At 64.6% G+C, this 12,282-nt stretch carries 13 protein-coding genes; 2 read left to right on the top strand and 11 right to left on the bottom strand.

The features are described 5' to 3' along the window. Positions 1-13: 13 nt before the first annotated feature. The 11 genes from pheT to infC form a co-directional block, all read right to left on the bottom strand. On the bottom strand, positions 14-2,536 hold the full coding sequence (gene pheT / locus C7C57_RS10590) for a phenylalanine--tRNA ligase subunit beta (protein ID WP_187976394.1): 2,523 nt from the start codon (positions 2,534-2,536) through the stop codon (positions 14-16). A 2-nt stretch (positions 2,537-2,538) separates the two neighbouring features. Further along, the gene (gene pheS / locus C7C57_RS10595) at positions 2,539-3,579 is read right to left on the bottom strand and encodes a phenylalanine--tRNA ligase subunit alpha (RefSeq protein WP_187976395.1); all 1,041 of its coding nucleotides are present in this window, start codon (positions 3,577-3,579) and stop codon (positions 2,539-2,541) included. Positions 3,580-3,685: 106 nt separating this feature from the next. Then, positions 3,686-4,609, bottom strand: a complete 924-nt coding sequence (locus tag C7C57_RS10600; protein WP_187976396.1) for an amino acid ABC transporter permease — start codon at positions 4,607-4,609, stop codon at positions 3,686-3,688. Beyond that, positions 4,606-5,253, bottom strand: coding sequence for an amino acid ABC transporter permease (locus C7C57_RS10605; protein ID WP_187976397.1), 648 nt, complete (start codon positions 5,251-5,253; stop codon positions 4,606-4,608). The genes C7C57_RS10600 and C7C57_RS10605 overlap by 4 nt, the downstream gene beginning before the upstream one ends. 69 nt (positions 5,254-5,322) lie before the next feature. Then, the gene (locus C7C57_RS10610) at positions 5,323-6,207 is read right to left on the bottom strand and encodes a glutamate ABC transporter substrate-binding protein (RefSeq protein WP_187976398.1); all 885 of its coding nucleotides are present in this window, start codon (positions 6,205-6,207) and stop codon (positions 5,323-5,325) included. Between the two features lie 22 nt (positions 6,208-6,229). Next, entirely contained in the window at positions 6,230-7,018 is a 789-nt protein-coding gene (locus C7C57_RS10615) for an amino acid ABC transporter ATP-binding protein (protein WP_187976399.1), read from the bottom strand. Positions 7,019-7,249: 231 nt separating this feature from the next. Then, positions 7,250-8,035, bottom strand: a complete 786-nt coding sequence (locus C7C57_RS10620) for an ATP-binding cassette domain-containing protein (RefSeq protein WP_187976400.1) — start codon at positions 8,033-8,035, stop codon at positions 7,250-7,252. Positions 8,036-8,197: 162 nt separating this feature from the next. Continuing rightward, positions 8,198-8,998 (bottom strand): RNA methyltransferase, encoded by an 801-nt coding sequence (locus tag C7C57_RS10625; RefSeq protein ID WP_187976401.1) that lies wholly within the window; start codon positions 8,996-8,998, stop codon positions 8,198-8,200. 126 nt (positions 8,999-9,124) lie between these two features. Beyond that, positions 9,125-9,508 (bottom strand): 50S ribosomal protein L20, encoded by a 384-nt coding sequence (gene rplT / locus C7C57_RS10630; RefSeq protein WP_030143083.1) that lies wholly within the window; start codon positions 9,506-9,508, stop codon positions 9,125-9,127. 33 nt (positions 9,509-9,541) lie between these two features. Then, a complete protein-coding gene (gene rpmI / locus C7C57_RS10635; protein WP_030143082.1) occupies positions 9,542-9,736 on the bottom strand; it encodes a 50S ribosomal protein L35 in 195 nt (64 codons plus the stop codon). Beyond that, the gene (gene infC, locus C7C57_RS10640) at positions 9,729-10,367 is read right to left on the bottom strand and encodes a translation initiation factor IF-3 (protein ID WP_081863788.1); all 639 of its coding nucleotides are present in this window, start codon (positions 10,365-10,367) and stop codon (positions 9,729-9,731) included. Before infC ends, rpmI begins: the two co-directional genes overlap by 8 nt. Positions 10,368-10,579: 212 nt before the next feature. Between infC and C7C57_RS10645 the strand changes: the two genes are divergently transcribed. Together C7C57_RS10645 and C7C57_RS10650 are read left to right on the top strand one after the other, a co-directional pair. Next, complete coding sequence (locus C7C57_RS10645) at positions 10,580-10,945, top strand: DUF1844 domain-containing protein (RefSeq protein WP_187976402.1); 366 nt, start codon at positions 10,580-10,582, stop codon at positions 10,943-10,945. Positions 10,946-11,152: 207 nt separating this feature from the next. Further along, positions 11,153-12,160 (top strand): aldo/keto reductase, encoded by a 1,008-nt coding sequence (locus C7C57_RS10650; RefSeq protein ID WP_187976403.1) that lies wholly within the window; start codon positions 11,153-11,155, stop codon positions 12,158-12,160. The last annotated feature ends 122 nt before the right edge of the window (positions 12,161-12,282 follow it).

Here is a 12,282-nt window from a genome sequence, read left to right on the forward strand (position 1 = left end):
TGCTTTGCGTAGGCTAGTCGCGGATTGCCGCGCCGAAGCGCTCGCCCGCGAGGGCGGCACCGGCCAGCTTGGCCTCGGAGGCCTCGGCAGCGGTGAGCGTGCGATCGGCGGCGCGGAAGCGCAGCGCGAAGCTCAGCGACTTGTGCCCCTCGGCCAGGCCCTGGCCGCGGTAGTCATCAACGAGGCGGATGTGCTCCAGGAGCTCCCCCGCGCCCTCGAGAACCGCCGCCTGTACCTCGGCTGCCGGAACCTCGACCGGAACGGTCAGCGAGAGATCCTGGGTGGCGGCCATGAAGGTATAGATCGACTGGGCCTCGACGATGTCAGTACCTCCGGCAAGGACGGCGTCGAGGTTGATCTCGGCGACGGCCACGGTGCGCGGCAGGTCCGACTCGGCGGCGAAGCTCGGCAGGAGCTCACCCGCGTAACCCACCGGGGTCTCCCCCACGTACAGCGCGGCGGTGCGTCCCGGGTGCAGGATCTGGTGCGATCCCTGCTCGATCCGGATCTCCACGCCGGCGGCCAGCGCCACCTGACGCACCGCATCCAGGGCATCGGTCAGGCCGCTGGGCACGGCATCCAGCCCCGGCTGCTTGGGGGTCACATTACCCACAATGAGCACACCCACGTGGTGCGGCTGCGGCGGGATACCGGCCTTGAGCGCGGCCAGCTCGGCTTCGCTCGGACGCACGGTCCCGTTCGGCAGCTCACCCGCGTAGCCCAGCGCGACGCCGGCCTCGGGGCGGAACACCAGACCGGTCTCATAGATCGAGAGGTCCACGAGGCCACGCGCCAGGTTGCGCTTGGCCACACCGATCAGGCCCGGCAGCACCGAGGTGCGCAGGAACGGCTCGCGTGCGTCCAGGGCGTTGGCCAGCTTGATTGCCGGAACCTCGGCCGGGGTCGCCGACCCAAACAGGTTGTTGGTCTCGGCGGACACGAACGGGTAGGACTGAACCTCGGTCGATCCGGCCGCGGCCAGGGTCTGGGCCACGCGGCGACGCGCACGCTGGGTGCGGGTCAGGCCGCGTCCGGGCGGGGCGACGGGCAGGCGCGAGGGGATGCGGTCATAGCCGATGATCCGCGCGATTTCCTCGGCGAGGTCGCAGGGGTCGGTGATGTCCGAACGCCAGGTGGGACGCACCACGCTCAGGCCACCCTCCACGGCGGTCACCTCGGCACCGATCTCTTCCAGGGCCGAAGTTTCCTCGGCCACGGTGTACTCGGTGCCGATCAGGCCGCTCACGTAGCCCGCGGGCAGCAAGATCGCCTCGGGTGCCTCGTCGGCGACGATGGTCTGACCGAGCGAGTCGATCGTTCCACCGGCCAGCTCGACCAACAGCTCGGCCACGCGCGCGGCGGCGGCACGGCCCAGGCGCGGGTCGACCCCGCGCTCGAAGCGCTTGGACGCCTCGGAGGGCAGCTTGTGACGACGAGCGGTACGCGCGATCGACACCGGCGAGAAGTGCGCGGCCTCGATCAGCACATCGGTGGTGGTGTCGCTAATCTCGGTGGTTGCGCCACCCATGACACCGGCCAGGCCGATCGCCCCGGAGTCATCGGCGATCACCAGGTCTTCGGGGTGCAGCTTGCGCTCGGTCCCGTCGAGGGTGACCAGGGTCTCCCCCTTCTCGGCGCGACGCACCACCAGTCCGCCGGCAACCTTGTCGAGGTCGTATCCGTGGATCGGCTGACCCAGCTCGAACATCACATAGTTGGTGATATCCACCAGCAGCGAGATCGAGCGCACTCCCGCGAGGGAGAGGCGCGCGACCAGCCACGGCGGAGTCGGACGGGTGGCGTCCACGCCGCGCACCACACGGGTCGTGAAGGCGTCGGCCCCCACCACGCCGCGAATGGGGGCATCATCCTTGATCTCGACCGAGAAGCCGGTGGCCTCCAGCGCGGCGGGCGCAAGGGCCGGGTCGCGGAAGGCCGCACCGGTGGCGTGCGAGTACTCGCGGGCCACACCGCGCACCGAGAACGCGTAGCCGCGGTCCGGGGTCACGTTGATCTCCACCGCGGAGTCATCCAGGCCCAGCAGCGGCAGGGCCGGGGTGCCCACGGGGGCGTCGATGCCGTAGGTCGAGAGCACGATGATGCCATCGTGCTCGTCGCCCAGGCCCAGCTCGCGGGCCGAGGCCATCATGCCCTCGGAGACGTGACCGTAGGTCTTGCGCGGTGCGATGACGAAGTTTCCGGGCAGCACGGCACCGGGCAGGGTGACAACTACCTTGTCACCCACGCGGAAGTTGTGCGCACCACAGACGATGCCGTGAATCGCGTCGCCACCATCGGCGGCGGATTCGCCGTCCGCGGCCACGCGCACGCGGCACCAGTTGATGGTTTTACCGTTGGACTGCTCCTCGGGGGTGAACTCCAGCACCTCGCCGACCACGATCGGTCCGGTGAGGTCGAACGTGTGCACGTCCTCCTCTTCCAGACCCACCTTGACCAGGGCCTCCTGGACCGACTCGGGGGTCGCTCCGGGCTCGAGATCTACGTATTCAGCCAGCCAGTTCAGGGGAACCCGCACGACTACACCACCATTCCGAATTGCTGGGAGAAGCGCACGTCGCCCTCCACCATTTCACGCATGTCCTGTACACCGTCGCGCAGCATCAGCCCGCGCTCCACACCCATACCGAAGGCGAAACCGGAGTAGATTTCCGGGTCGATTCCGGCCGCACGCAGCACGTTGGGGTGGATCATGCCGCAGCCGCCCCACTCGATCCAGCGCGCGCCGCCCTTGAAGGTGGGGTGCCAGAAGTCGAGCTCGGCGCTGGGCTCGGTGAACGGGAAGAAGCTCGGACGCAGACGGATCTTCGCCTCGTCGCCGAAGACCGACTTCACGAAGTGGTCCAGGGTTCCACGCAGGTCGGCCATGGTCAGACCCTTGTCCACGGCAAGGCCTTCGAACTGGGTGAACACGGGGGTGTGGGTGGCATCCAGCTCATCGGTGCGGTACACGCGGCCCGGGGCCAGCACGTAGATCGGCACCTCACGGTCGAGCATCGTGCGCACCTGCACCGGAGAGGTGTGGGTACGCATGACCAGGTGAGCCTCGGGAGGCTCCACAAAGAAGGTGTCCTGCATCGCGCGGGCGGGGTGATCGGCGTCGAAGTTCAGCGCGTCAAAGTTGAACCACTCGCTCTCGACCTCGGGCCCCTCGGCGATCTCCCACCCCATACCGGTGAAGATGTCCTCCACGCGCTCGCGCAGCAGCTCCAGCGGGTGACGGGCACCGGCACGGTAGCGGCTGGGCAGCGCGGTGACATCCACGGTCTCCGCGGCCAGGCGGGCGGCGTCCTCGGCGGCGACAATGCGCTCCTCGGCGGCGGCATAGGCACCGTTCACACGCCCGCGGGCCTGGCCCACGAGCTTGCCAAAGGCGGCCTTCTGGTCGTTGGGCACAGAGCGCAGGGCGGCGTTGAGGTTCGCCAGCGGCGAGCCCTCGGCCATGTGGGCCGAACGCGCCTGCTTGAGTGCGGTGGAGTCGGCGGCGGCGGCAATGGCGGCGAGCGCCGCATCGACCGCGGCGGCGACGCTATCTTCGGTAATCAGTTGAGGGTCAGACACAAAAACACATTCTACCCGGGTTCTCCCGCCCGCCGGGGGCCAGAACGACCGATCGCCCCGCGCGGATGTTCATCATCCACACGGGGCGATCCGATTGTTGCCCACCCTATCCCCGGGTGGTTCCTGCCTGTACGGCGGCCGCGGGACCGGGCTCCGCGCCCGGGGCGTCTCCGCCACCGGGCTTTTCGGGTTCGGCACCGCCGCGCTGCGCACGGTCCGAGCGCCGGGCCAGCCAGCGTGCAAAGGCCGAGAGCAGCAGGTTCATTACCAAGTAGATGACCAGGGTGATGATGAACAGCGTGAACAGGTACTTATTACCCAGGGCGCTTCCGAGGTTGTTCATCGTGGTACGGATCAGCTCCGGGTAACCAACGATGAATCCCAGCGAGGTGTCCTTGAGCAGCACCACCAGTTGGGCCACGACGATCGGGAGCATCTGCCTAAATGCCTGCGGAAACTCGATTCGCATGCGGGTAGCAAAGGGCGTCAGCCCGATGCTCAGCCCGGCCTCTCGCTGTCCCTTGGGCAGCGAGGCGATGCCGGCGCGCAGCGCCTCCCCGATTATCGCGCCGTTATAGAGACCCAGGCCGAGAACCACCGCGAGGTATGCACCGCTGGAGAAAGCCAGCAGAATAAACAGCATCATCAGCAGCACGGGCATGCCCCGCAGGAATTCAAGGATGACCGTTGCGGGTATCCGCACCCAGCGGCTTCGGGCCGTGCGCAGCAGCGCAAACACCACACCGAGAATAAGCGCGAGAACCGCGGCGACAAGAGCAGCCTTCAGGGTGTTGAGCACGCCCTCACCGATCTGCGACCACAGCACCGGGTTTGACACCACGTCCCAGCGGGAAGCATCCCACATGCCAGGCAGGATGATCCCGCCCGAGGCCTGCCGTGGCTGACCCAGGATAAAGGCCGCACCGCCAAACCCGCCGAGCACCACCAGAGTCACGATGACCGAGATGATTCGTGAGCGACGCCGAGCCTTGGGACCGGGCGCATCAAACAGAACAGAGGATCCACTCATCGCGACACCGCCCACTTCTTTTCCAGATATCCGGCCAGGATGCCCAGCGGAATCGTAATCAACAGATAGAACGTGGCCACGCCCAGCAGAACCGGGATCACCGCGTTCCCGTTGGCGTTGGCCAGTTCCTTACCGATGGTGACCAGCTCGGCCACAAAGAATCCACCGGCCACCGAGGTGTTCTTGACCAGCGCGATCATCACGTTGATCAGTGGCGGAATGGTCATCCGCACCGCTTGGGGCAAAACAACTCGGGTAACTGTTTGCCCAAAGCCGAGCCCGATACTCCGAGCGGCCTCGGCCTGCCCAATCGGGACTCCGTTGACTCCCGAGCGCAGCGCCTCGGCCACAAACGGGGATGTGTAGAGGCTCAGACCGATCATGGCCAGGATCTTGTACTCGAATCCGAGCCCCAGCTGTGGGGCCACAAAGGCGAAGAAAAACAGGATCAGCGTCAGCGGGGTATTACGCACCAGCTCGGTATAGACAGTAGCGAAAGCCCGCAGTGCTCCGACGGGGGAAATTCGCATAATCGCGATGATCGTGCCGATGATCAGCGCGGCGATTCCCGCCACCACGAACAACTGCAGGGTGAGCAGAAAACCCGAGAAATAGCGATCGAGGTTGTCAATAATAACGTTCATTCACCGCCTCCTTTCGAGGGGGAAACACGTGTCCTGCGGGGTGTTGGCCCCGCAGGACACGCGCCGGGGCTATTCGGCGATCTTGGGTCCCTCAACAAACGGCAGAATCTTTCCCGCGGTCGATTCCCAGGCCTTCTTATAGGCGCCGTCCTTATACGACTCCTCCAGGGACTTGTTGATGAAGTCCTTGAAGGCGGTGTCGCCCTTCTTCAGGCCGATGCCGTAGGGCTCCTTGGTGAAGAGATCACCAGCGAGCTTGAACTCGCCCTCGTTCTTGGCCGCGAGACCGGCAAGAATCACGTTATCGGTGGAGACCGCAACCACCTTGCCGGAGCGCAGCGGTTCCAAACAGTTGCTGTAGGTATCAGTGAGGACCGGGTCGGCCCCCAGCTTTGCAAGGTTTTCAGCGGGGGTCGAGCCGGTGACCGAACACACGGGCTTGCCCACGATGTCCTTCTCGGACTTGATGTCGTTGTTGTCGGCCTTGACCAGCAACGACTGTCCGGCGATGTAGTAAGGTCCCGCAAAGTCGATGACTTCCTTGCGCTTATCGTTGATCGTGTAAGTGGCGACAACCATGTCGACCTCCCCGTTTTCGATGAAGGGCTCGCGGTTTGCCGAAACCGCTTCCTTCCATTCGATCTTGTCGGCGGGAATACCTAGCTGGCCGGCGATGATTTTAGCGATTTCAACATCGAAACCCTCGGCCCCGTTGAGGCCCTTCTCACCGAACAGCGGCTGATCAAACTTCACCCCAACGGTGATCTTGCCGGCCTTGGCCAGCTTTTCCATCGTGGTTCCCGCCTCGAAGGTGGGGTTCTCCACCACGGTAGGGTTATCGCCGGATCCTCCCCCGCTGCCGCCGGCGTTGCCGCCGTCGGAGGTGGAACAGGCCGTGAAGAGGAGGGCCGAGGCCGCGGCGAGGGCTACAAGTGATACTTTCGAACGCTTCATGAGTGGCTCCTTTGCTGTGGTGTTACCGGTCGAGAATCTTGGCGAGGAAGTCGCGCGCACGCTCGGATGAGGGGTTGGTGAAGAACGTTTCCGGGGTTTCGTCCTCGACGATCTCCCCGTCCGCCATGAACAGCACGCGGTCGGCAGCCTTGCGGGCAAAGCCCATCTCGTGGGTCACCACGATCATCGTCATGCCCTCCTTGGCGAGCTCCACCATGACGTCGAGGACCTCGTTGATCATTTCCGGGTCGAGCGCCGAGGTGGGCTCGTCCATCAGGATCAGCTTCGGGCTCATCGCCAACGATCGGGCGATCGCGACGCGCTGCTGCTGACCACCGGAGAGTTGGGCGGGCAGCTTATTGGCCTGGTTGGCCACACCCACGCGTTCCAGCAGCGTCATTGCCCGCTCGTTCGCCTGTTTGGTCGACATCTTTTTCACCCGGATGGGGCCCAGGGTCACGTTTTCCAGCACGGTTTTATGGGCGAAGAGATTGAAGGACTGGAACACCATGCCCACATCGGCACGGAGCTTGGCGAGTCCCGCCCCCTCCTCGGGCAACTGCTTGCCGTCGATCGTGATCGTGCCGCTGTCGATGGTTTCCAGACGGTTGATTGCCCGGCAGAACGTGGACTTCCCGGAGCCCGAGGGCCCGATCACGACCACGACCTCACCGCGTGCAACCGACGTGGAGATGTTTTTCAGTACGTGCAGATCGCCGTAATGCTTGTTGACCTCGGAGAGCACCACGAGGGGTTCTCCGCGACCGACGATCGGAACGCTGGTGGTTTGAGGTATCAACGTTGGTTCCATGCCCTCACGCTAGTCAGTGCCCGATCGGGAACGACACGATTTCGCACGCTTGTTACCTAGTTGTAATTCGCTACAGAATGTGCCGATCAGAAGTCTATTTTGTTCGGAGTCCGCTCAAATATGGGATGAAATCCGATATATATTCCCAGTCACGCATGTTTCGGTCCGGAAAAAACTACATCGACAGCGTGCAGAAAGTTCCCGGGAATTCGCGGGCATCTGCCAACTGCGTTACACCCCCGAGTCGGCAAGACCGGCCACAATTTCTCGCGCCGAGGCCGACACCGGATGGAGGAAAAAGTCGTCCGCTGCTTGATCTTCGACAACCAGTCCTCCACACAGCACCACGATCCGCGTGGCGGTGGCACGCACAAAACGCAGGTCCTCGGTCGCGATCAGGAGTGCGATCCCCTCGGTTCGAGCCCCGTCGACCAGATCGATCACGTCTCGACACGTGTGTGCATCCAGCCCCCGAGTGACATCGTCTAGTAGCAGGAGGCGCGGTTCGAGGGCCAGGGCGCGGGCAAGCTGCACCCGGCGACGCCCCGATACCGACAGTTCGGCGATATCCTCCCGGTCATGGCCCGAGACACCCGCCCGAGCCAGGAGTGCCCGCGCCCGTTCGAAGGCACGGATCGGTGAGATACCCCGAGTCCGAATCTGACCGCGGGTAACACTCTCGATCACACTCATCCGGGCATTCGGGCCGTCTCGGGGAGAAATAAGACCCAGGTCTGCGCGCAGCAACTCGCGTTCATACCGCCCACCGGGTAGCGGCCGGCCGTTGACCAGAATCTGCCCGGAATCATGGCGTTCGCTGCCGTTGACGATCCGGCACAGCTGCGATCCACCGGCCGCATCAAGACCCAACACCGCAACGGCTTCGCCACGCGAGACGGTCAGATTGACGCCATTAAGCACACGACGTTCGGCGGTGTGCGTGGTGACCGCGGAGAGCGCTAGCAGCGGCGCCTCACGCCCACTGCGTGAGACACGGGTGAACCTCGGTATCGACATCGACTCCATACGCTCACGTTACGTCGGAGTACGGGCGGCACCCGAGCCTGTCACCCCTGGGAATAGAGCGTGACGCATACCATGCGTCCGTGTTTCAGCGGATCTATAAACGCCGCGAGCCACCCCGCAGAACTGCGGGGTGGCTCGCGAGGGTGCGGATGCCTAGGAGCGCTGCGCGAAGGCACTCTCGTAGAGGCAGACGGAGGCCGCGGTGGCCAGGTTCATCGACTCGGCGGCGCCAAAGATCGGCACACTCACCGCGCGCTCGGCGCGGGCAAGGTTTTCATCGGTGAGACCGCGTGCCTCGTTGCCAAACAGCCAGGCGGTGGGCTCGGCGAGGACACCGCTGTTGCGGACCTCGAGGAGCGAGTCGCCCTTGATGTCCGCGGCAATCACGGACACGCCGGCCTCGCGGGCCAGCAGCAGGACGTCGGGGAGTTCTAGTCCCACGGCCACGGGCAGGTGGAAGAGCGATCCGGTGGTGGAGCGCACCACCTTGGGGTTGTAGAGGTCGACGCTGCGTCCGGTGAGGATCACGCCGTCGGCTCCGGCGGCGTCGGCGGCACGGATGATGGTACCGAGGTTGCCCGGGTCGCGGACCTCCTCGAGAATTGCAATGAGCTTGGGCTCGTCGCGGAAGATGTCCTTGGCGGAGGTCGGGAACTGGCGGGCGACCGCGATGACCCCCTGCGGGGTCACGGTGTCGGCCATCGCGTTGATGACCTCTTCGCTCACAAACTCGACGTCCATCCCGGCGGCAACCGCGGCCTCACCGAGATCGGTGTAGCGCTCCAGCGCGGTGGGGGTCACGTAGAGTTCCAGCATGACCTCGGGGCGGTAGGTCAGCGCTTCGACAACCGCCTGCGGGCCCTCGAGCAGGAAGAGGCCGGTCTCTTCACGCACGGCACGACGGCCAAGCCTTGCGACGGCACGGATACGGGGGGCACGGGGATTATCTAGCACCCGGCCATTCTACCCGCGTGGGCAGCGCAGCGGAAAACCCACCCCGACCTCTGGATAACAGGCCCGAAAACAACAAACGACCCCACCGCCGAAGCGATGGGGCCGAATGTAAGTGAAACTAGACGCTTACGCAGCCTTGGGAGCCGAGGTGTCGGCCGGGAGGGCCTTCTTGGCCGACTCAACCAGAGCGGCGAAGGTTGCCGGCTCGTTGACTGCCAGCTCGGCGAGGATACGACGGTCAACCTCGATACCGGCCAGACCCAGACCCTGGATCAGACGGTTGTAGGTGAGGCCGTTTGCACGGGATGCGGCGTTGATACGCTGGATCCACAGGCGACGGAAGTCGTTCTTACGCTTCTTACGGTCGTTGTAGTTGTAAACGAAGGAGTGGGTAACCTGCTCCTTGGCCTTACGGTACAGACGCGAACGCTGTCCGCGGTAACCCGAGGCACGCTCGAGGATTACGCGACGCTTCTTGTGGGCGTTGACGGCCCGCTTTACTCTTGCCATTTCTCTACTTCTATCTCTCTATGTCCGTCGAGCTTACTTACCGAGAAGCTTCTTGATGTTCTTGGTGTCGGCCTTGGACACGAGCTGGTCCTGGTTCAGACGACGCTTGCGGTGGCTGGACTTCACCTCAAGGTTGTGTCGCATACCCGACTGCTGCTTCTTGATCTTGCCGGAGCCCGTGAGCTTGAAGCGCTTCTTAGCGCCCGAGTGGGTCTTCTGCTTAGGCATTACTTTCCTCCTGCTTTGCCGCTCTCTTATTGGCGGCCCGATTTGCATTGGCCTCGGCTTTCGCCTCGGACTTATTCTTGAGAGGCCCAATCACCATGACCATGTTGCGGCCATCGATGGTGGGGTTGGACTCGATCACGCCGAACTCGGCGACATCTTCTGCAAAACGATGCAGCAGACGCACACCCTGGTCGGGACGAGACTGCTCGCGGCCGCGGAAAAGGATCATTGCCTTCACCTTGTCCCCGGACTTCAGGAAGCCCTCGGCGCGCTTACGCTTGGTCTCGTAGTCGTGGTCATCAATCTTCAGACGGAAGCGCACCTCTTTGAGGACGGTGTTCGCCTGGTTACGGCGTGCTTCCTTCGCCTTCTGCGCAGCCTCGTACTTGAACTTGCCGTAGTCCATGATCTTCGCAACCGGCGGCTTCGAATTGGGGGCAACCTCGACCAGGTCAAGATCTGCCTCCTGCGCCAGGCGCAGCGCTACCTCAATTTTGACAACACCAACCTGCTCGCCTGCGGGGCCAACAAGGCGAACTTCAGGGACCCGGATTCGGTCATTGGTACGGGGATCGCTAATGCGTAACTCCTCTGATTGATACTCGAGGCCACTCAGTCCGAAATGATTCATACCGAGGCGAGAGAGAAATTACACACCGGATACGTGTGACCAAAGGTCACTACCCGGCCAACACCCTGACTACCAGACCCTCCGAGGAGGGTCTTGGCGGAGTGTAACTACCCGGTAACCTAGTACTACGGTCAAACGCGGGTGGGAGAATATCCTCTTTCGTAACGGAACAGATGTTCCGTAGCCGCGTATCAGTCTAGCAGAGGAACACAGTGACGGAAAACCAGTCCCCCAGCCCGGAAGAAAACGAAGCGGTTGCCGAGGCCACGCGGGATATTGCGGAGGTTCCCGCGGTCGAGGTAATCACGACCGCGTGCGTACACCTGCTCAGCGCGGCGGCGGTCAAGGCGGGCCTTGCCGACGACCCGGAAACCCAGACCGACCTGGATGAGGCACGCAAGCTGATCAACGCCCTGGCCGGCCTGATCACCGCCGCCGCCCCGGATGTGAGCGACATGCACGCCCGCAGCCTGCGCGACGGTCTGCGTTCGCTCCAGCTCGCATTCCGCGAGGCCTCGGCCATCGAGGACCCGATTGGTAAGGGGCCGGGCGAGAAGTTCACCGGTCCAGTGAACTAACACCCCACCCCTTAACGGCACCGGCACTCCTCGGAGTGTCGGTGCCTTTTTTGCGCGCAATTATGGCCTAGCCGCGCGATGCGTGCACCTACTGTTTCGCCACGTGACACTGGGTTACCCCGTGTCCCCGTGACCGTTGGTCCTCCCCCGGGCACATTGCTAGTTTTCTCGAACCATCAGCCGCGTTTTTGATTCGAGGGATTCGCCGTGACCATCGCCGCCAGCCGCACCGAGACCGCCGCCGTCGCGCCCACCGACACCGTGCCCACCGCCACCGTGCGCGGGGCTTCGGCATCCGGCACGACCACGCCCTCCACCGCAGAGACCCTGCTGGCCGGACATCGGGTGCCCCGGGTGGGCCTCGGGGCCGCGCGGCTGACCGCGGGTGATGGGTGGGGAATCCCCGCCGATCCCGAGGTTCCGCGGGCGCTGCTGCGTGCGGCCCTGGATGCGGGGATCCGCTACGTGGACACCGCGGATGCACTCGGGCCCGGTGTGAGCGAGGTCATCATCGGCGACGTGATCGGCAACCGGGACGACATCCTGGTCTCCACCAAGGTGGGGATGCTGCGTCCGGCGCAGGATCGCTGGGGTATTCTCGGGCGGCCCGACTATCTGCGTCACGCCGTCCACGCCTCGCTGCACCGACTCAGGCGCGAGCGCATCGACCTGCTCTTTCTGCACCGGATCGACCCGGACGTCCCGCTCGCCGATCAGCTGGGTGCACTGGCCGAGCTGCGCGATCAGGGCAAGATCGCCCACATCGGGCTGAGCGAGCCCACGCGGGAGCAGCTGGATGCCGCGCTCGCAATTGAGCCCATCGCCGCCGTGCAGAGCCTCTATAACGTGGCGGCGCGGGAGAACACCCCGGTGATCGAGCGCCTGGCCGAACGGAACATCCCGTTTATCGCCTACTGGCCGCTGATCGGCCGCGGACTGCCCGCCGACACCCACGACCGGGTATTCGCGGCGCTCCAACCCGCCGCCCGCGCGCATCAGACCAGCGTGCAGTCCATCGCCCTCGCCTGGATCTTCCACACCGTACCCGACGGCCTCGCCGTGGTGGGCAGCCGCAACCCCGCACACCTCCGCGACAACCTGGCGGCCACCGAAATCACGCTGAGTGCCGAGGAGATTGGGGCGATCTCCGCCGCGGTCACCGAGGCCCTGGACGGCTTTGTGTTCAATCCCCGGTACAGCCCGCACTCCGCCTAGCGGCCGGGGCCCGAGCCTCGACCGGCTCCCGGGACCCACCGCTTCATCCCCATCCCACCCGCTCCGTCTCCGTCCGAGTTCCGCACCCCTCCGACCCGCCGCAGGGCGCGCACTCGGGCACC

This window comes from Mycetocola sp. JXN-3 (assembly GCF_014522285.1).
Classification (GTDB): domain Bacteria; phylum Actinomycetota; class Actinomycetes; order Actinomycetales; family Microbacteriaceae; genus Mycetocola; species Mycetocola saprophilus.